The organism is Pseudomonas sp. C2.3V (assembly GCF_058536325.1).
Genome location: NZ_JBZUBN010000001.1, coordinates 1,465,225 through 1,485,083, shown reverse-complemented (window position 1 = coordinate 1,485,083; position 19,859 = coordinate 1,465,225). Strand labels below are relative to the sequence as shown.

Here is a 19,859-nt window from a genome sequence, read left to right as displayed (position 1 = left end):
TTGGTTTGATGTCAGGCAACCGAGGTCAGTCACACTTAGGCACTGAATCCTCATAAAGGTCCAGAAAATTCGCCTTTATCAAGGCATCCAGGCGAAGTTCTACTGCCTGCACTGCTTGCTCTATCGCACGCTGAAAGCCGAACTCATCAGCACTGCCATGACTTTTAATAACCAGTCCACACAACCCGAGAAAACCGGCACCGTTATGGCGGGCAGGCATCATCTCTTTTCGCAGACGATATAACAGGGGAGCAGCCAGGAGCCTTAGCAAAACAGGCGCCCCTTCCAACTGCTTGAAAAGCATGGAAATAAGCCCCTCGCTTCCTTTAAGCAGGACATTGCCAACAAATCCGTCACACACCACCACATCCGCTTCAGACCGGAACACTGCGTTCGCCTCGATGAAGCCGACATAGTTAAGGCGTCTGCATTTCTCCAGCAGGATTGATGCTTGCTGGACGACACTATTACCCTTGGTCGGCTCAACACCTACATTCAAAAGAGCGACTCGAGGTTCATGTATCCCTTTTGCTTTAGCAGCAGCAGCCCCCAGGCATGCAAACTGGTAAAGATTGAGAGCAGAACAGTCCAGATTAGCGCCAAGATCCACCAATACACATTGACGCCCCATCACAGGCAGATGGGTATAGATGGCCGGCCTCTCTATCCCAGGAAGCGTATCCAGCGTCTGTCGAGCAAAGGCCATCAGAGCGCCAGTATTACCTGCACTAACGCATGCGTCAGCCTCGCCACTAGCAACCAGCCCCAGCGCAACCTTCATGGAAGAGTCAGGCTTGTTACGAAGGGCATAAGAAGGCTTTTCCGCCATATCAACGGCCTGAGTGGCTACATGGATACGCAGACGAGAATCATCAAATGAGAACTGACCAACATGGCCTTGGAGGACATCAGGATCACCAACAAGGATCAACGTAACGGCAGGATGACTAGCGAGGAAGGAAATACAGGCAGGCACAATGCAGCGGGGACCGAAGTCCCCGCCCATTGCATCGATAGCGATGACAGGTGACGACAAGGATTACTCGTCGGAACCCTTATCGATCACTTTACGACCACGGTAAAAACCGTCCGGAGACACATGGTGACGCAGGTGAACTTCACCAGTGCTCTTTTCTACAGACAATGCATTCGGCTCGAGCGCATCGTGGGAGCGACGCATATCACGGGCGGAACGGGATTTTTTGTTCTGCTGAACAGCCATAACTCATTAACTCCTAAACGTTTGGGTCACGCTTCAACTGCGCCAGTACGCTGAACGGGTTGGCTCGCTTTTCCTCGTCCGCGCTTTCTTCGGGCGCTTCAGGCGCTTCGAATCCTGCTGGATGATGGCAGATGCCGGGCTCATGAGTTGGAATGATTGGCAAGGCAAGCAAAAGCTCATCCTCAATCAAACCAATCAGATCCAAAGGCTCTTCACCGACTTCCAGTGCGTCATAACCTTTTGGCAACGCATCCGCCGACTGCCCTTCCCATAGCACTGCGTAATCGTACTCGCCGTGTACAGGAAACGCGCCCGGCTCCAGGCATCGCTGACATACCATTTGCACTTCAGTATCCAGTGCGCCATGAATGACGACAAGCCTTTGCTCATCACGGAAGAACTCGAGGACGGCCTTCACCGTTCCCTCAGTGCTCGACAGCTGCTCGCAAAGACGTGGCAAACTAGATACCGGCAGTTCACCCCGAAGCGTGACACCGCGATCAGCCAGTTTGCGTGGATCTACGTGAGGTGGAAGTGGCCCATTCAACATAAGCGCGCCATTATAGAGACGACCTCAGGCCTGTCAAAGGAAATTAGGCAAAGGATAGTATCCTTTGCTGACTTTTGGTCGGTTAGACCGACGATTCTGCGTTCACAGAGACTCATTATAATGCTTCCGTTACTGCTCGCTTCAAGCTCACCCTATCGACGCGAACTGCTGGCTCGCCTGAAACTAAACTTTACATACGCTTCACCTAATATAGACGAAAGCTCTCATCCAGGCGAAAGCGCTCGTCATTTGGCTATGCGACTGGCTGAAGCCAAGGCCCGCGCGCTGGCGCCTAATTACCCCAACCATCTTATTATTGGCTCCGATCAAACCGCCTCGCTTGACGGCCAGATACTTGGCAAGTCTCTGACATACGAGCGCGCCCATAAGCAACTGTCGAATGCCAGCGGAAAAAGCGTGACGTTCATGACCGGGCTCGCGCTGCTCAATACTCAAACCGGAACCTGCCAGCTGGATTGCGTACCGTTTACCGTTCATTTCCGTACGCTGGAAAGCGATCAAATCGAGCGTTACCTCAATATTGAACAACCCTATGACTGCGCTGGAAGCTTTAAAGTCGAGGGGCTGGGAATTACCCTTTTTCGCTCTACCGAAGGAGAGGACGTGACCAGCTTGATCGGCCTGCCGCTTATTCGGCTGACCGATCTCCTACTCAATGAGGGCGTGGTAGTACCCTAGCATCAGCCTATCAACTTATCGCAACACAGGTCCCTGCCACCCCACCAGCAATGCCAGGCGCTCCGCCACACTGGTCCCCAGGCGCTTGGCAAAGCGGTCGAATGGGCTCTCCTGAACGGTGTAATCCACAATCTTTTCTTCACCAACCACCTCCCGAGCCACAAAGCTAGCACTGCCCAGGCCATCGATTAGCCCCAGCCCAAGCGCTTGCTCTCCAGACCATACGAGCCCGGAAAACAACTCAGGATGACCCTCGACCTTCAAGCGATCACCACGCCCCTTTTTCACGCTATCGATAAACTGCTGATGTGTAGTATCGAGCACCTGTTGCCAGAAGCGGGTCTCCTCTTCTTTAGCAGGCTGGAAGGGGTCCAAAAAGGCCTTGTGCTCACCGGATGTGTAAACGCGACGCTCAACGCCTAGCTTATCCATGGTTCCGACAAAGCCAAAGGATGCTGCCGTTACGCCGATTGAGCCCACAAGACTGGCCTTGTCAGCATAGATGGCATCGGCAGCACTGGCGATGTAATAGGCGCCCGAAGCTCCCAGATCAGAAATCACGGCATAAAGCTTGATGTCAGGATGCAATCCACGCAGACGCTTGATCTCGTCATAGACATAACCTGACTGCACAGGACTGCCTCCTGGGCTATTGATACGAAGGATAACGGCTTTGGTACCTTCGTCTTTAAAGGCATCGCGCAGTGCTCCAACAATATTGTCGGCACTCGCCTTCTCATCAGCCGCAATGGTTCCCTTCACCTCAATAAGCGCCGTATGGGAACCCTCACGCGAGGCTTCTCCCTTGAGCCCGGAAAAAGGAACAAAGAGCGCCAGCATGATAAAAAGATAAGTAAACGTTAGGAATTTAAAAAAGATTCCCCAACGACGTGCCCTTCTTTGCTCATGCACGCTGGCCAGCATCGCCTTTTCGATGAGCTTCCAGCTTTTTTCATCCGCCGGGCGATCCGACGCTTTCCAATCATCTGCCATTGGTAGTCCTGCTTGGTTCAATTAATCGTTACGCATCCAACCAGACACGCAACTCCTCAAAACGATCAACCACAAGCGTTGGCTCGTAATTACGCAGCACCTCAACTGGCTGAGCACCGTAACTGACTGCAACCGAGGCCATTTGCGCTCTGCGAGCCATTTCAAGGTCGAATGGTGCATCCCCGATCATCAGCGCCTTTGACGGATGCACCTGACAATGCGCCAAGATCTCGTTAAGCATTAACGGATCCGGCTTGCTGGCCGTTTCATCAGCGCAACGCGTTACGTCAAAGAAGTCAGCCAGCCCCTTGGCTGCAAGCACCCTATCCAGCCCTCTTCGGCTTTTACCGGTAGCAACAGCCAAACGATAGCCTTTGCGCCGAAACGCTGCCAAGCCTTCAGCCACACCCTCGAAAAACGGAGAAGGCTCTTGCTCACGCATAACGAAATGATCGCTATAACACTGACGAAAACGCTCCACAGCTCCTGGCGTCATCTCCGGGTAAAGCGTCTGGATGGCCTCTGGCAAGCCCAGCCCGATAATGGACTTAATCGATCGATCGCTTCGAACGGGGAGCCGAAGGTCGGCGGCAGCTGCCTGCATAACGTCCACGATGCGACCAACCGAGTCAGAGAGCGTCCCGTCCCAGTCAAATACCAGCAAGTCGTAATTAGGCATCCAGTCGACTCAATGTAGCCGCCCAGGTCTCATCAACAGGAGCAGTCAGTTGCAATGTTTCCCCATCGGGGAGCGGTACATTAAGACTGGCAGCATGAAGAAACAGCCGTTTACCGCCCAAATCCCGAATCTCCCTGGAAAACGCCTCATCACCGTACTTAGGATCCCCTGCAATGGAATGACCTGCGTGCTTGGCATGAACACGAATCTGGTGAGTACGTCCTGTGACCGGCTTTGCCTCTACTAGAGTAGCGAAATCACCGTAGCGTCTGAGCACTCGAAATTCCGTGAGAGCGTCCTTACCCTCTACATTGACTTCAACCATCCGCTCACCGGAACGCAAGTTGTTTTTCATCAAAGGCGCTCGAATCTGTTTTTTTGCTGCAGGCCAGTGACCACGAACCAGCGCATGGTAGCGTTTGTCGACTCCATCTCCACGCAAGGCCTCATGCAAATGACGCAGCATGCTGCGCCTCTTGGCAATCATGAGCAGACCCGAGGTATCCCGATCCAGGCGATGAACCAGCTCAAGGTCTTTGGCATCTGGACGAATCTGACGAAAGACCTCTATAACGCCTAGGCTGACACCACTCCCTCCGTGAACGGCAATACCTGCAGGCTTATTGATAACGATCAGTGTCTTGTCTTCATAGACAATCGCAGCCTCCATCAACTCGGCAAGCGCCTGGGAGACAGGTGCAGGTTCATCTTTTTCAGGCAACCGCATAGGAGGGACACGAATGATATCGCCGGCTTGCAGCCGATAATCCGGCTTTATACGCCCCTTATTAACACGTACTTCACCCTTGCGAAGTATTCTATAAATGAAGGTTTTCGGCGCACCTTTGAGCAAAGTACGCAGATAGTTATCGATACGCTGGCCAGCCAGCTCTGAAGAAACTTCGAAGAGCTGTACGCCATTGTTGGAAGAAGTAGGATTAGTCATTGCTACATAATAGCAATTTCCACTTAATTGAAGCACTTAATGGTTGCTGTTATAGTCCCGGAAGCCAATAACCCTGGCATGACACAGCGCTTGTAAATAAGCTCCCTGTCATAAACATGTTCAGTGGACGTCAGGCCGTCCTTCGAGTGGTTCGTATGGCTATAAGCAGTACACGTGCCACTTAAAACAAAAGCCTTATAAAAACACCGTGCCCACTGTTGAAGGTGAGTACAAAAAACAACCGCTCCGGATTCTGCGAGCGGCACCAGGATTCCTGAAGGATACGTGAAGGGTGGAGATGTACCGCTGTTGAACTGTGTAGCCGGTAATGCCTGGCTTAGACGCTTATTCGTCCGCTTTTGACAGCTTATTCCTCCTCCTGACTGTTTGACGTTGCTGCTGTTACGACAGCAAGCAGGAGACGTAGTCGCGGCTCGGCATACAACCGAGTACTGCTGGACACGAAGGCGGATGGCTCCGCCTTTGATACGACCCCAAGCACCGACCCTCGGCGAGTCGTGTGTGCCGCACGCCGTTTCCGGTAGCCCGGAAACCGACGGTATTACATGAAAAGAATGCTCATCAATGCCACGCAGCCTGAAGAGCTACGTGTTGCGTTAGTAGATGGCCAAAAACTATTTGATCTGGATATCGAGTCAGGGGCTCGTGAACAGAAAAAGGCCAATATCTATAAAGGCCGCATCACTCGTATCGAGCCCAGCCTCGAGGCCGCATTTGTCGACTTCGGTTCAGAGCGTCACGGCTTTCTCCCTCTCAAAGAAATCTCTCGCGAATACTTCAAGAAAGCGCCAGAAGGTCGCATCAACATCAAGGAAGTTCTGTCCGAAGGGCAGGAAGTCATTGTTCAGGTTGAAAAGGAAGAGCGTGGCAACAAGGGCGCTGCGTTAACTACCTTTATCAGCCTGGCTGGTCGCTATCTGGTTCTGATGCCAAACAACCCACGTGCAGGTGGCATTTCCCGCCGCATCGAGGGTGAAGAGCGCAACGAGCTGCGCGAAGCCCTGAATGGACTGGATGCCCCAGCCGACATGGGACTGATTGTCCGCACAGCGGGCCTTGGCCGCAGCACCGAAGAGCTGCAGTGGGATCTGGACTACCTACTGCAGCTCTGGTCCGCTATCAAGGAAGCCTCTGTCGAGCGTAGTGCGCCTTTCCTGATCTATCAGGAAAGCAACGTCATCATTCGAGCCATTCGTGATTATCTTCGCCAGGATATCGGCGAAGTGCTTATTGATAGCGTAGAGGCTCAGGAAGAAGCACTAAGCTTCATTCGTCAGGTCATGCCTCAGTACCAGAGCAAGATCAAGCTCTATCAGGACAGCGTACCGCTGTTCAATCGATTCCAGATCGAAAGTCAGATCGAAACTGCCTTTCAACGTGAAGTAAAGCTGCCCTCTGGCGGCTCGATTGTTATCGACCCTACTGAAGCGCTTGTTTCGATCGATATCAACTCTGCACGCGCTACCAAAGGTGGCGATATTGAAGAGACAGCCCTGCAAACGAACCTAGAAGCGGCCGAGGAAATCGCTCGCCAGTTGCGTTTACGGGATATCGGCGGCTTGATCGTTATTGATTTCATCGACATGACACCGGTGAAAAATCAGCGCGCCGTTGAAGATCGCATGCGGGAGGCGCTTGAGGCTGATCGTGCTCGAGTACAGATCGGTCGCATTTCTCGATTTGGCCTTCTGGAAATGTCTCGCCAGCGGCTGCGCCCCTCTTTACGCGAGACGAGCGGCATCGTCTGCCCACGTTGTAACGGTCAGGGCATTATCCGAGACGTCGAATCCTTGTCGCTTGCCATCCTGCGCCTGATCGAAGAAGAAGCACTCAAGGATCGGACAGCAGAGGTTCGAGCACGCGTACCCTTACAGGTCGCCTCGTTCCTATTGAATGAAAAGCGCAACAGCATCACCAAAATTGAACTACGCACACGGGTTCGCATCATCATCCTACCGGATGATCACATCGAAACCCCGCATTTCGAAGTGATACGCCTGCGTGATGACAACCCGGATCTTCTGAACGGCCAGTCCAGCTATGAAATGACTCACAGCGAGGCCGAAGAGATCCAGCCCGCAAGCGCTACACGAACCCTTGTTCGCCAAGAAGCTGCAGTCAAGGTCGCACCCGAGCGCACTCCGGCACCTCAGGTCGAAGCACCCAGCAAACCTGCTCATCAGCCGGAGCCAAGCCTCTTTAAGGGCTTAGTGCGCTCCCTGGTCAGTCTGTTTGCTGGCAAGACGGAAGAACCTGCCGCTGTAGCCGAAACTGCCCAGCCCAATGGCGAAGCACGTCGTACTGATGAGCGCCGCAATGGTCGTCAGCAGAATCGTCGCCGTGACAACCGTCGCGATGAAGAACGCAAGCCTCGCGAAGAACGTCAGTCGCAGGCCCGTGACAATCGCGAAGAGCGTCCGACCCGTGAAGAGCGCCAACCGCGTACCGAGCGCCCTCCACGCGAAGAGCGCCAGGCCGCTCGAGAAGAACGTCCGACCCGTGAAGAGCGCCAACCACGTGAAGAGCGTCAGCCACGAGCAGAGCGTCAGAGCCGTGAAGAACGCCCTGCCCGCGAGGAACGTCAGCCACGCGAAGAGCGTCCCGCCCGTGAGGAACGCCAACCACGCGAAGAGCGTCCTGCCCGTGAAGAGCGTGCAAACAAGGACGAGCGCCCTGCCCGCGAGGAACAACCCAGCCGCAGCGAACGTCCTTCCCGCGCCGAACGCCGTCAGACCAGAGAAGAGGCCGAAACACGTCAGGATGCAACAGTTGACGCCGAGCAACTGAACGACGAAGAGCTGAACGATCAGAATGACGATCAAGACAGCGATGAGCGTCCACGCCGTCGCTCCCGCGGCCAGCGTCGTCGCAGCAATCGCCGTGAACGTCAGCGTGACACTCATGGCGAGTCAAACGACAACGAATCTGTTGCCTTGACGGGAGAATCCAACACTGAATCTCTTGCCAACGCCGCTGTGGTTGCCGAAGTGGTCAATGCCCAAGCAGCTGAAGCCACAACCGTAACGGAAAGAAACGAGCCCAAACAGGAAAATCAGACCCAGGCGGAAGCAGAAGCAGTCGTCGCCCAGGATGTTTCTGCACCTAACCACACTGAAGAGCAGCCTGTCGTTGAAGTAGTCTCGCACGAGACTACTTTGAAAACTCATCAGACGGTAGCGGTAGTAGAGGTTGAAGCTCCTCAAGCCGAGGAGCCTACCCAGGCAGTCAATGAAACGGCGCCTGTGCAGAAAGAGAAAGCCGCATCCCCCGTGGAGGTCTCTTCCGAGGCTCAGCCCCTCGTTCAGGCAAGCGAAGACACGCCTGACATTGGAGCACAGCCTAAGTTAACCCCACCGGCCGTTGGACGTGCGCCTAACGATCCCCGTGAGCGTCGTCGCCGTCAGCGTGAGGCCGAGCGCTTGGCGCGTGAACAGGAGGAAGCTGCTGTGGCACAGGCTGCAACATCTGTCAGCCCGACGGCTCCGGCTACCTCCTCGCCTGCTGAAATCCCAGCGATCGAAGAGCATGCTTCCCCAGTCCTGGCGGCCGATTCAGAACCTGTTGTTGAAGTCGCCCCCCCCTCTGGCATTACTCAGGCACAAGAACGCCTGGAGAATGTACATGTGGAAAAACCATTGGATGAGCCCTCGAAAGAAAGCCAGCCTGCCATGACGGCCGAGATTGTTATGCCAAGCCCGGAAAGCTTGAATCAACTGCCAGCTCAAAGGGTTGAGTCTGCCGAAATTCCTGCAGAGCTTGCCCTGCCAAAGCCAGCAGTAGAGCAGCAACAACCTCAGCAGGATGCTGTGGAAGAGCAAAAGCCATCTGAAAGCGAAGAGGAAAAGCAGGCGCCTAAACCGCAGCCCTGATACCTCAACAAATAAAAAGGGATGCATATGCATCCCTTTTTATTATGCCGTTACCGCTAATTCAGCGCTCCGGGCTCCATCTCCAACAGGACAGAAAACCGACTCTCGATATCAGTGCGAATTTGCTGAGCAAGATCAAGAATATCCTTACCCGACGCTGCACCGTAATTAACCAGTACAAGCGCCTGCTGCGCATGAACGCCTGCGTCCCCTTCCCGAAAGCCCTTCCAGCCAGCCTTATCAATTAACCAACCCGCTGCAAGCTTTACCTGGTCATCCGTGACAGGGTAAACGACCAGATCGCTATAGCGCTCCTTAAGTCTTGTAGCCAATTGATTTGAAACCACAGGATTTTTGAAGAAACTGCCCGCATTGCCCAACATGGCAGGGTCAGGCAGTTTTTCCCGTCGAATACTAATAATGGCCTTGCTTACTGCCTGGGGAGACGGTTCATCAACGCCCTGTTCCACCAAGCGCTGGCGAACAGGACCGTAATCCAGACGCAAAGTACCGTGTCGATTTAGATTGAAACGAACCCGCAATATGACCCAACGGCCAGGCTCCTGCTTGAATCGGCTTTCTCGATACCCAAAACAGCACTCTTCAAGGGTAAACTCGCAAGTCTGGCCAGTTTTGCGATCCAATGCCGTTAAGCCATGAAACACATCCTTTAGCTCAACACCATAGGCACCGATATTCTGCATGGGAGAGGCGCCCACAGTACCCGGTATGAGACTCAGGTTCTCCAGCCCGCTCAGCCCCATACTCAATGAAGTCTCGACTAGCCCATGCCATGACTCGCCTGCCTCAGCCTCAACGATCACACGGCCTGAGGAGCCCTCCTCAAGAAGTCGGATCCCCTGACTACGCATGTGCAGCACCAGAGCCTGAACATCTTCCGTAAGCACCAGATTGCTGCCTCCGCCCAAGATATAGAGCGGCACATCCTGCTTGTCGGCAAACGCCATAGCCTCACGAACATCATTATCCGTGTAAGCCTCTGCATAGAAGCGTGCCCGCACATCGAAACCAAATGTATTAAAAGGTTTAAGACAAACCCACTCACGTACAGTAAGGCTCAAGTGGCCCCCTTACCTCATGCACAAGCGCTTCACATGCCTTTTCAAGCAAGTCAATAACATGCTTGAAGCCAGCAACTCCGCCAAAATAGGGATCCGGCACTTCATCCTGCTCAAGACCATAACGGCGAAGCAAAAGATCCACTTCAGCTGAAGCGTTGGAAGGACGAAGCCTGGACAAAAAGGCCATGTTCTCATGGTCCATCGCCAAGATAAGGTCAAATGAGCGAAAATCTTCAGCCGTAATCTGTCGAGCCCGCAGACCTGAAAGATCATATCCTCGCTTAGCACCTTCCTGGATCGAGCGAGGATCGGGGGCTTTACCGACATGCCAGTCGCCTGTTCCCGCCGAGTCGACAACAATACGGTCAAATAGGCCAGCCTTGACAAGCTTGTCGCGAAAGATGGCCTCGGCCGTAGGGGAGCGGCAAATGTTGCCCATGCAGACAAACAGAACACGCATTATTCGCCTCCCAAGACTCGGCGAACCCGCTCCAGATCTTCAGCTGTATCTACTCCGGCCTCTGGTGACTCAATGGCATCTGCTACATGGATACGCACGCCATGCCAAAGTGCACGTAGCTGCTCCAAGGCTTCAGCATTTTCAAGCCAGCATGCACCCCAGCGCACAAAGTCCTTCAGAAATGCTACTCGATAGGCATAGATACCGATATGACGTCGGTACGGCACGCTTGAGGGCAAGATATCGCGGCTTGTGACAAACGCATCACGCGCCCAAGGCATAGGCGCTCGACTAAATGACAAGGCCAGACCATTCTTGTCGCTGACAACCTTAACAACATTCGGGTTGAATAACGCGGCGATATCATGAATGGGCTCAGCCAAGGTGGCTATGCCCGCCTCGGAATGAGCGGCAAGATTCTGAGCAACCTGATCGATAATGGCAGGCGGAACAAGCGGCTCATCCCCCTGAACATTCACGATAATGGCATCGTCCGGGAGGCCAATAAGTTCGGCTACCTCTGCCAGCCTGTCCGTACCTGAAGCGTGATCAGTACGCGTCAGCAGCGCATGTGCACCGAAACGCTCGCAGGCTGCCATGATGTCGGAATGATCTGTAGCCACAACCACCTGACCGGCTGCGCTCTTACTCGCCTGTTCCCATACATGCTGAATCATGGGCTTGCCTGCAATATCCTGCAACGGCTTGCCGGGCAAACGGCTCGAAGCAAAACGCGCAGGAATGACTACGGTATAGGAGACAGTCATTTATCCAGACGCTCATCAACGCTGAGGACACGGGCTTCGCTTTCCAGCATGACCGGGATGCCATCCCGGATAGGATACGCAAGCCCTGCGGCCTTGCTAATCAACTCGGTCTTGTCTTCGCTTAGCTTGAGCGGACTTTTGGTAATAGGACAAGCCAGGATGTCGAGAAGCTTGAGATCCATAAGGAATCCTTGTTGGGTAAATAAGTTATTGAGCCTGTAACAGGTCTAGTCGTCTGTCCAGCCACGAAACAAAAGCTGCTGAAGGCTGAGCATCAACCGCAAGATACCACCAATCAGGAGCGGCAAAGGCTCTGCATTTGACGGCATCTTTCTCAGTCATTATCAATGGTAAAGCCGGCTGAAAGCGTAGTCGCTCAGAGGTATAAACTGCATGGTCGGCGAATGGGTGGGCAATGGGTCGCCACTGCAATGCTTCGAGCGTCTTGAAGAAGCGATCAGGATTACCAATCCCAGCCAGTGCGTGAACCTCCTGGCCAGGAGAAAAATAATTGAGAGGCCGGCGCTCACCTGATACTAGATTGATCAAGGCCGTTGGTTTCAATTGAACCGAGTAGCCATCTTCCGTATCGCTGGTGCCACCATTATAAAGAATGGCGTCAACGCTTAGCAGTCGCTCAATAGGCTCTCTAAGTGGCCCCGCCGGAAGACAGCGCTTGTTGCCAAAGCCCCTTGCCGCGTCAACCATGACAAGCTCAAGGTCACGTGCAAGCGCATAGTGTTGTAGACCGTCATCACTGAGGATGAGATCCAGCGACTCGGTTCGCAGCAACTCCTGAACCGCAGCAGGACGATTCGGAGCGATGACAAGCGGAACCCGGGTCCGTTGAACAATAAGCAAAGGCTCATCACCCGTTACCGCAGGCAGCTGCTCCGGCATTACCCGCCAGGGAAAATGTGGAGGTTTTGCACCATAGCCCCGGCTCACCACACCGACTCGCAATCCACGACCGCGGCAGTGCTCGATGAGCCAAAGGATCATCGGAGTTTTGCCCGTTCCACCTATTGTGAGGTTTCCCACGACCAGCACAGGAACAGGTGAAACGAAAACACCCTTGTCGCTCTCCAGAAAGCGCCTACGCTTTCGTCGAGCAACGTGACAATACAGGGCCTCCAAGGGTTTCAGTACATTCAGGGCCGGATGACCACGATACCAAGCCCTGAGAAGCCGTGAGGAAATACTCACTGTTTGTCTGCCTGAGCCTCAACCGTTGTGATGCGGATTCGTGAAAAGCCCAGCTTTCCAGCGGCATCCATTGCCGTCACCACTGATTGGTGAGGCGTGCGGCCATCAGCAGAGATGATCAGTGGCACGCTGTTATCCCCACCCGACTCACGCTGCAATGCAGTCATGAGCGAAGTCAGATCACCTTTAGCCAACGTTTGATCGTTCAGAGAAAAGACGCCGTCTGCTGAAATGCTGATTTCCAAGTCCTTGGCAGCTGCTTCGGCAGGTTCTGCACTTTGCGCCTCAGGCAGCTCCAGTTTCAACTGGCTCGGCTTGTTGAAAGTGGTGGTTACGACAAAGAACAGCAACAACACGAATACAACATCGATCAGTGATGTCAGGTTGACGTAGGCCTCGTCTCTAGCTGCCCCGCCTGATCTACGCCGAAACTTCACGCTTTGATACCTTCCGTGACGAAGTCTACTTCACGATCACCCTGAACGACTTCAACCAGCTTGATGGACTCTTGTTCCATAGAGACAATCAGTTCATCGACACGACGCAGCAGGAAGCGATGGAAGAATACGGCAGGAATAGCCACGATCAGACCAGCCGCCGTGGTCAGCAAGGCCTTGGAAATACCGCCAGCCAGAACCGGAGCGTTGGCCAGACCGCTTTCCATGAAAGAGCTGAAGATCTCGATCATGCCAAACACCGTGCCTAGCAGTCCCATCAAGGGTGCCATGGCAGCAATCGTACCCAGGGTATTCAGATAGCGCTCCAGATCATGCACGATGCGGCTACCAGCCTCTTCAATGGCCTCTTTCATGACTTCACGGCCATGACGGGAATTGGCAAGCCCTGCAGCCATTACCTCACCCAAAGGCGAATTGGCGCGCAACTCCTTAAGCTTCTCGCTTGTGAGCGAATTATCTTGCAGCCACTTCCATACCTGAGCCAACAGTTGCGGCGGAACGACACGTGCACGGCGCAGTGTCCATAACCGCTCGGCTACGATAGCCATGCCTACAATAGAACTCAGAATAATTGGCAGCATCATCCAGCCGCCTGCTTTGACCAGTTCGAACACGCCCTGAACCCTTTCCTTAAAAGTGCGCAACTCTATCATGAAGCGCCAATTATTTTTCTTGCCAGAAATAACGCTTCTGACGAGCGCCTTGCGGCAAATCATGCTTACCGAGGGTAAATGATATTGCACCGTTCAAGGCTGTATCGTAAATCCGGACGCCATGACGTTCATAACGACTGATCACTTGTGCATGTGGATGGCCAAAGTTGTTGTGAATTCCCCTCGAGATCAAGGCATATTCAGGTTTTACCAGACTGACAAAACGCTCGCTCGAAGCCGTTCGACTGCCATGATGAGGTGCCAATAACCATTGAGCCCGTATATCCCGCCCAGATTCAACGAGGCGACGCTCGGCCTTTTCGTCTATATCACCGGTTAGCAAAAGGCGCTCGCCTGCTGCTTCTACCATCAGCACGCACGATGCAGCGTTTCCCTTCATCAAGGGGCTAGGCTGCCAGACAGTAAATAAGACTCCCTCCCACACCCAGCGCTGATTATCTTCGCAGGGTGTCGGATGCAAGCCAGGAGGAAGCCGCTTCACTTCCCCGCTCACCACCTTGTCCACCTTCAAGGCACTGAAAACAGCAGCGGCGCCTCCTGCATGATCTGCGTCCCCATGACTGACCAACATCATGTCTAGATGACTGACGCCTGTAGCTTTCAGGTTGGGGACTACCACCCTTTCGCCAGCATCATAGCTTCCGCTAAGCGGCCCGGCGTCGTATAGCATGGCGTGGCCTTTGGTCTGTATGAATACAGACAACCCCTGTCCGACGTCGAGCACGGTTACCTTTGCCAGTCCTGACGCTGGTCGGGTCACTGGCGGCCAGAACAACGGAATCAGCAGAAATACTGCCAAAGGCCTGACCGGCACCCCATCGGGAGCCAGCCATAGCAACACACCCAGCATGCCTAAAGCGACAGCCCACGCAGGCATCCATGCTCCCTGCCACGCAGGAACCAGTGCCGACACGTACCCGAGAAATGCGAATAAACCATCAAGGGTCGCGCCTGAACACCACAGTAGCAACTCGCCTAGGGGAGGAAGGATCAGAAGAAACACGGTACCCAGCAAGGCGGCTGGCACCACTAAAAAGTCTACCCAAGGCACGGCAACAAGGTTAGCGATCGGCCCCGACAGACTGACAGGCAGATCCAGAGCCAGTAAAACCGGCGCTAGCCCGACTGCCATCATCCATTGGGCCCGCCCCCAACTGCGCCAAGGATTCCATTGACCCAAACGGCCGCCAAAGATCCATATCAAGAGACCTACAGCGATAAAAGACAACCAAAAGCCTGCCGTAAGGCTTGCCAGCGGCTCAGCCACCAGCACAGCCGCCAAGGCAATACCTACCGGTATCCATGCCCCCAGGTGACGAAACCGTAATCGCCATAGTGTAATCAGCGCGATCATGACGCAGGCTCGTCTTACAGGAACGTCAAAGCCTGCCAGAAATCCGTATCCTACCGCCGATACAAGCGCAGACAGGCAAGCAACAGGAAACCACGGTATCCGGACAGGCCAGTAGCCCAGACGCGCCAATCCGGCGATCAGCGCAAATACAAATCCCGAAAGCAGCGTAATGTGCTGACCGGAAATAACCATCAGATGCGTGGTGCCTGTGGCCTGTAAAAGCTGCCAATCCTGAGTCGAAACGCCTGAGCCGTCGCCCAGAACCAATGCAGCCAGTCCACCGTTTCGCTGAAAGGCGTCAAGATGCAATAACCGCTGCCTTAATGCGTCTCGCCAGGCATCCAAGGTGGCCTGACGGGAAAGTCGTTGCCCTGCCTTAACGACACCGCTTGCACCGATTCGATGAGCCAGCATCCAGGCTTCGCCATCCATTCCCCGGAGATTGTGGAGCCCGCCCGGCTTTTGCAACTCTACAGCGAGACGCCATTGCTCACCTGATCGTACGGCTGGCGCATTTGACCAGGAGACTCGGATACGGCTTGGTAAAGCCCCTCGACGGCTCTGCGCATTTTCCAAAAGAAAACGCGTCGAACCTTCGCGCAACTCAGGAAGCCCTACAACTGTTCCCTCAAGCCAGACTATTCGTCCATCCAGACCATCATCCAGTCGCTCATCCAGCGCCCAATGAGCCGACAGGCAGGCCCAGCCAAAGCCTATCAAGAAGGTACCTGCCACGTAGACACGGGGCAGGAACATCAGACCGAATGCCACTATCAAGCAGGCAACAAGAACCTCTCGATCAGGCAATTCGGGTAGAAAGCGCAGCACCAATAGGCCTGCAATGAACGCAACGATCCCTGTGCGCATGACTCCGCTCCATCGAAGCCCAAGAACAACAACCCGGCATCCTGCCGGGTTCAACCTTATACGTCAGCCAATTGTCCGTCAGCTAATTTCAAACACCGATCCATCTGCGCTGCGAGCGCCAAATCATGCGTCACTATGAGGAAGGCTGTGCTCAGCGAGTCACTCAACTCAAGCATCAACTCTTGGATACTGTGTGCAGTATGCTGATCCAGATTGCCTGTAGGCTCGTCCAGCAAAACAACCTTGGGCTGATTGATAAGGGCCCTGGCTATCGCGACCCGCTGCCTTTCACCACCCGATAATTCAGCAGGCTTGTGACTCAACCGATGCCCCAGCCCCACCCGCTTAAGCAGTTGAGCGGCACGCTCCCGCGCCTCCGAGATCGGCGTAGCGCCAATAAGCAGCGGCATGCAGACGTTTTCCAATGCACTGAATTCCGGGAGCAAGTGATGAAACTGATAGACGAAGCCCATGGCACGATTGCGCAATAGACCGCGCGCTTTCTCACCCAGTCGGGAAAGCTCTTCGCCTGCCAACCAAACACCGCCCTGAGACGGTGTATCCAGGCCACCTAATAGGTTCAGTAATGTGGTTTTGCCTGAACCAGAGCTGCCTACAATGGAAATGCGCTCACCTGGCTGAAGGTCCAGATTGACCCCTGAAAGAACCTCGACGGTCTCAGGACCTTCGACATAGCGTTTGCCCAGATCAACGCAACGCAGCACGGCCTCGTTAATCATATCGCAATGCCTCGGCAGGCTCTGTGCGCGATGCACGCCAGGCAGGGTAAAGCGTAGCCAAAAAACTCATGCACAACGCGGCGCAACAGATTAGCGCTACATCTTCTAGCTGGAGCTCAGACGGGAGGTTGCTGATGAAGTACATGTCAGAGCCAAATATCTTATGCCCGACAATACGTTCAAGGGCTGAAATCCACTGGCTTACATTAAGCGCAGCAATAACACCCAGGACACCGCCAACAAGCGTGCCGATAACTCCAATTATGGTCCCTTGCACCATGAAAACAAACATGATCTGGCGAGGCGTAGCACCCAATGTACGCAAGATCGCAATATCTGCCTTCTTGTCGGCAACAACCATGATCAGCGTGGCGATGATGTTAAAGGCCGCTACCGCTACGATCAGTAGAAGCAGCAGACCAATCATGGTCTTTTCCATGTTCATTGCCTGGAACAGACTTCCCTGAGTACTGGTCCAGTCCTGCGCCTGATAACCCGGCCCCATGGCATTAGCTACTTGACGGGAATACTGTGGCGCCTTGAACAGATCATCGAATGCCAGACGAACGCTCTGAACGAGCCCTGGCTCCCATCCTTTCAATGGAGCGGCGTCCGCTACATTGATAAGCCCTAGGGAACCATCAAGCTCTGCACCGACCTTGAAGATACCTACCACAGTAAAGCGACGCATCCGTGGCGTGATGTTGCCTGCCGCAGAGGTTACCTCAGGGACGATAACGGTGACCTTGTCACCCATACCCAGCTGGAAGCGATGAGCCGTGATCTCGCCAATAACGATGCCAAACTCACCCGCTCTCAGGTTATCCAGCTGCCCTTGAACCATGCGATCACCGATGATCGAGACCTTGGGCTCCAGCTCAGGATCAACGCCATCCACCAACAGCGGCTGCATGCGTCCGCGCTGGGATAGCATGCCCTGCAGCTGGGTATAGGGAACCGCAGCCAATACATGAGGCTGCTGCACCGCCTTGTCCGCTACGCTTTTCCAGTCCGAGAATGGCTGCTCTGCATTAATGGTTGCGTGAGGCACCATTCCCAGGATTCGGGTACGCATCTCCCGCTGAAAGCCGTTCATGACTGATAGCACCAAAATCATGGCCAATACGCCCAGCGTCAGCCCGATCATGGAGACCAGCGAGAAGAATGAGATAAACGATTTACGGCGCTTTGCCCGTGTATATCGCAATCCAATGAAAAGAGATAAAGGTCTGAACATTTCGCCTTACACTGTTTCAGGAGAAGAATGGCCGTCAGGCCGGAACCAGGCGGCCATCTTCCAGGCGCAGCGTGCGATCCATCTGAGCGGCCAGCGACTGGTCGTGGGTTACTACAAGAAAGGACGTACGCAAGGACGTTGAAAGCTCAAGCATCATTTGCTGAATTCCATGGGCCGTATGCTGATCCAGATTGCCTGTAGGCTCGTCCAGTAAAACCAGCTTGGGTTCATTGACCAATGCACGTGCGATGGCTACCCGCTGGCGCTCGCCTCCGGATAACTCAGCCGGCTTATGGCTTAGTCGATGTCCCAGCCCCACCCGCTCCAGCAATGCAGAAGCTTTCCTGCGGGCTTCAGCTATCGACATTCGACCGATAAGCAATGGCATGCAGACGTTTTCCAGTGCGCTGAACTCAGGGAGCAAGTGATGAAACTGATAAACGAAGCCCATGGCACGGTTACGCAACAGGCCGCGTGCCTTCTCATTGAGCGCCGAAAGCTCCTCCCCATCCAGCCATACACTGCCCTGACTTGGGGTGTCCAGTCCGCCCAACAGGTTCAGCAACGTAGTTTTTCCTGAACCGGAACTGCCTACGATCGAAACACGCTCTCCTGGAAGCAGCTCCAACTCTACGCCGGTCAGGACGTCGACCGTTTGCGGTCCCTCTTCGTAGCGCTTGCCCAGGTTCTGGCAACGCAGTACGGCTTTATCACTCATAACGCAACGCCTCGGCAGGCTGGGTGCGAGCAGCACTCCAGGAAGGGTACAGGGTGGCAAGGAAACTCAGCAGCAGCGAGGCACCACACACCCACAAGACATCATTGAGCTGCAACTGGGACGGCAAATAATTGATGAAATACACCTGAGCGTTCAGGAACTGATGTCCTGTCGTACGTTCCAGCCAAGCAATGAAGCCGCTGACATTAAGCGCAGCGACAACTCCCAAGGCGCAGCCAAGCAGGGTTCCGATTACGCCGATGAAAGTACCCTGAACCATGAAAACAAACATGATCTGGCGAGGCGTGGCACCCAACGTCCGTAAAATGGCAATGTCGGACGTCTTGTCAGTTACCACCATGACCAATGTCGAGATGATATTGAAGGCAGCTACCGCCACGATCAGAAGAAGGAGAAGGCCAATCATAGTCTTCTCCATACCGATGGCTTGATACAGGTTGCCATGGGTGCGAGTCCAATCACGTGCATAGAAGTCTTCGTTGTCACTTGCCAGCGACCGGACAATATCCCACGAGACTTGGGGTGCCTTGAACAGATCGTGCAGTTTCAGGCGGATGCCCTGGACCTGACTGGGCTGCCACCGCTGCAGGCGCGCCGCATCCTCAACATGGATCAGACCCACCGAACCATCCAGCTCTCCGGCCCCGACGCTAAAAATACCTACGACGGTAAGCCGCTTCATCCGGGGAAACATACCGGCAGGCGTCACGGCTACTTCCGGGGCGATATAGGTAACCTTATCACCCACTTTAACGCCCAGTTTCTGCGCAGCCAGCGTTCCGATAATAACGCCGAAACCGCCCGGTTTGAGATCCGTCAGCTTACCTTCACGCATGAAGTCACTGATGATCGAAACCTTCGGCTCCTCATCCGGATCAATGGCGTTGAGAAGTACGGTCTGAACGGCCTTGTCCTGGGTCAGCATGCCTTGCAGCTGGGTAAACGGCGCAACCGCGGCCACTTGAGGGTTTTTTCTGGCCTGATCGGCAATAGTCCGCCAATCATTAATCGGCTGGTAGGACTCTACAGTGGCATGGGGAATCATCCCCAGGACGCGGTCGCGCATTTCACGGTCGAATCCATTCATGACCGAAAGCACTACGATCATGACCAGCACACCCAGCGCCAGCCCAACCATAGAGGTCAGGGAAATAAATGAAACGAAGTGATTTCTTCGCTTGGCACGCACATAACGCATGCCGATGTAGATAGGTAGTGGTCTAAACATATCCAGGCTTAAGCAGGAATGGGACGCAAGCGAGTCCTTATGGACAAGGGAAACGGCAAACAATACAG

Annotated in this window: 20 protein-coding genes; 2 read left to right on the top strand and 18 right to left on the bottom strand. The window is 54.2% G+C overall.

Annotated elements, in window-relative coordinates:
• Positions 1-25: 25 nt before the first annotated feature.
• The 3 genes from plsX to AC4LF3_RS06965 are packed head-to-tail and all read right to left on the bottom strand — an operon-like array spanning position 26 to position 1,772.
• On the bottom strand, positions 26-1,036 hold the full coding sequence (plsX, locus tag AC4LF3_RS06975; RefSeq protein ID WP_491834993.1) for a phosphate acyltransferase PlsX: 1,011 nt from the start codon (positions 1,034-1,036) through the stop codon (positions 26-28).
• 3 nt (positions 1,037-1,039) lie between these two features.
• Entirely contained in the window at positions 1,040-1,222 is a 183-nt protein-coding gene (gene rpmF, locus AC4LF3_RS06970) for a 50S ribosomal protein L32 (RefSeq protein ID WP_010797729.1), read from the bottom strand.
• A gap of 13 nt (positions 1,223-1,235) precedes the next feature.
• Positions 1,236-1,772, bottom strand: coding sequence for a YceD family protein (locus tag AC4LF3_RS06965; protein ID WP_010797728.1), 537 nt, complete (start codon positions 1,770-1,772; stop codon positions 1,236-1,238).
• A 120-nt stretch (positions 1,773-1,892) separates the two neighbouring features.
• Here AC4LF3_RS06965 and AC4LF3_RS06960 point away from each other — a divergent pair, with 120 nt between their 5' ends.
• A complete protein-coding gene (locus AC4LF3_RS06960; protein ID WP_010797727.1) occupies positions 1,893-2,471 on the top strand; it encodes a Maf family protein in 579 nt (192 codons plus the stop codon).
• 15 nt (positions 2,472-2,486) lie between these two features.
• Here the strand turns inward: AC4LF3_RS06960 and AC4LF3_RS06955 are convergent, their stop codons facing one another.
• From AC4LF3_RS06955 to rluC, 3 genes are read right to left on the bottom strand one after another with little or no spacing between them, the layout of a single operon-like run.
• Complete coding sequence (locus AC4LF3_RS06955; protein ID WP_010797726.1) at positions 2,487-3,464, bottom strand: S49 family peptidase; 978 nt, start codon at positions 3,462-3,464, stop codon at positions 2,487-2,489.
• Positions 3,465-3,492: 28 nt separating this feature from the next.
• The gene (locus AC4LF3_RS06950; RefSeq protein ID WP_010797725.1) at positions 3,493-4,143 is read right to left on the bottom strand and encodes an HAD-IA family hydrolase; all 651 of its coding nucleotides are present in this window, start codon (positions 4,141-4,143) and stop codon (positions 3,493-3,495) included.
• Positions 4,136-5,089: a 23S rRNA pseudouridine(955/2504/2580) synthase RluC gene (gene rluC / locus AC4LF3_RS06945; protein WP_010797724.1), complete on the bottom strand. Its 954-nt coding sequence runs from the start codon at positions 5,087-5,089 to the stop codon at positions 4,136-4,138. The genes AC4LF3_RS06950 and rluC overlap by 8 nt, the downstream gene beginning before the upstream one ends.
• Positions 5,090-5,655: 566 nt before the next feature.
• Between rluC and rne the strand changes: the two genes are divergently transcribed.
• Positions 5,656-8,979 carry a ribonuclease E gene (gene rne / locus AC4LF3_RS06940; RefSeq protein WP_434140666.1) on the top strand — a complete coding sequence of 1,108 codons (3,324 nt, stop codon included), beginning with the start codon at positions 5,656-5,658 and terminating at the stop codon, positions 8,977-8,979.
• A 56-nt stretch (positions 8,980-9,035) separates the two neighbouring features.
• On the opposite strand, the gene murB is transcribed toward rne, so the two are convergent.
• The 12 genes from murB to AC4LF3_RS06880 are packed head-to-tail and all read right to left on the bottom strand — an operon-like array spanning position 9,036 to position 19,791.
• Entirely contained in the window at positions 9,036-10,061 is a 1,026-nt protein-coding gene (gene murB / locus AC4LF3_RS06935; RefSeq protein WP_010797722.1) for a UDP-N-acetylmuramate dehydrogenase, read from the bottom strand.
• On the bottom strand, positions 10,042-10,521 hold the full coding sequence (locus tag AC4LF3_RS06930; RefSeq protein ID WP_010797721.1) for a low molecular weight protein-tyrosine-phosphatase: 480 nt from the start codon (positions 10,519-10,521) through the stop codon (positions 10,042-10,044). Before AC4LF3_RS06930 ends, murB begins: the two co-directional genes overlap by 20 nt.
• The gene (gene kdsB / locus AC4LF3_RS06925) at positions 10,521-11,288 is read right to left on the bottom strand and encodes a 3-deoxy-manno-octulosonate cytidylyltransferase (RefSeq protein ID WP_010797720.1); all 768 of its coding nucleotides are present in this window, start codon (positions 11,286-11,288) and stop codon (positions 10,521-10,523) included. The genes AC4LF3_RS06930 and kdsB overlap by 1 nt, the downstream gene beginning before the upstream one ends.
• On the bottom strand, positions 11,285-11,470 hold the full coding sequence (locus AC4LF3_RS06920) for a Trm112 family protein (protein ID WP_010797719.1): 186 nt from the start codon (positions 11,468-11,470) through the stop codon (positions 11,285-11,287). Before AC4LF3_RS06920 ends, kdsB begins: the two co-directional genes overlap by 4 nt.
• 25 nt (positions 11,471-11,495) lie before the next feature.
• On the bottom strand, positions 11,496-12,494 hold the full coding sequence (gene lpxK, locus AC4LF3_RS06915; protein WP_010797718.1) for a tetraacyldisaccharide 4'-kinase: 999 nt from the start codon (positions 12,492-12,494) through the stop codon (positions 11,496-11,498).
• On the bottom strand, positions 12,491-12,931 hold the full coding sequence (locus tag AC4LF3_RS06910) for an ExbD/TolR family protein (protein WP_010797717.1): 441 nt from the start codon (positions 12,929-12,931) through the stop codon (positions 12,491-12,493). The genes lpxK and AC4LF3_RS06910 overlap by 4 nt, the downstream gene beginning before the upstream one ends.
• Positions 12,928-13,566: a MotA/TolQ/ExbB proton channel family protein gene (locus AC4LF3_RS06905; RefSeq protein WP_491834992.1), complete on the bottom strand. Its 639-nt coding sequence runs from the start codon at positions 13,564-13,566 to the stop codon at positions 12,928-12,930. Before AC4LF3_RS06905 ends, AC4LF3_RS06910 begins: the two co-directional genes overlap by 4 nt.
• A gap of 49 nt (positions 13,567-13,615) precedes the next feature.
• Positions 13,616-15,847, bottom strand: coding sequence for a DNA internalization-related competence protein ComEC/Rec2 (locus tag AC4LF3_RS06900; RefSeq protein ID WP_491834991.1), 2,232 nt, complete (start codon positions 15,845-15,847; stop codon positions 13,616-13,618).
• Positions 15,848-15,903: 56 nt separating this feature from the next.
• The gene (gene lolD, locus AC4LF3_RS06895; RefSeq protein ID WP_010797714.1) at positions 15,904-16,587 is read right to left on the bottom strand and encodes a lipoprotein-releasing ABC transporter ATP-binding protein LolD; all 684 of its coding nucleotides are present in this window, start codon (positions 16,585-16,587) and stop codon (positions 15,904-15,906) included.
• The gene (locus tag AC4LF3_RS06890) at positions 16,580-17,824 is read right to left on the bottom strand and encodes a lipoprotein-releasing ABC transporter permease subunit (RefSeq protein ID WP_074827482.1); all 1,245 of its coding nucleotides are present in this window, start codon (positions 17,822-17,824) and stop codon (positions 16,580-16,582) included. Before AC4LF3_RS06890 ends, lolD (AC4LF3_RS06895) begins: the two co-directional genes overlap by 8 nt.
• 34 nt (positions 17,825-17,858) lie before the next feature.
• Positions 17,859-18,542 carry a lipoprotein-releasing ABC transporter ATP-binding protein LolD gene (gene lolD / locus AC4LF3_RS06885; RefSeq protein ID WP_010797712.1) on the bottom strand — a complete coding sequence of 228 codons (684 nt, stop codon included), beginning with the start codon at positions 18,540-18,542 and terminating at the stop codon, positions 17,859-17,861.
• On the bottom strand, positions 18,535-19,791 hold the full coding sequence (locus AC4LF3_RS06880) for a lipoprotein-releasing ABC transporter permease subunit (protein ID WP_037030120.1): 1,257 nt from the start codon (positions 19,789-19,791) through the stop codon (positions 18,535-18,537). The genes lolD (AC4LF3_RS06885) and AC4LF3_RS06880 overlap by 8 nt, the downstream gene beginning before the upstream one ends.
• Between the last annotated feature and the right edge of the window lie 68 nt (positions 19,792-19,859).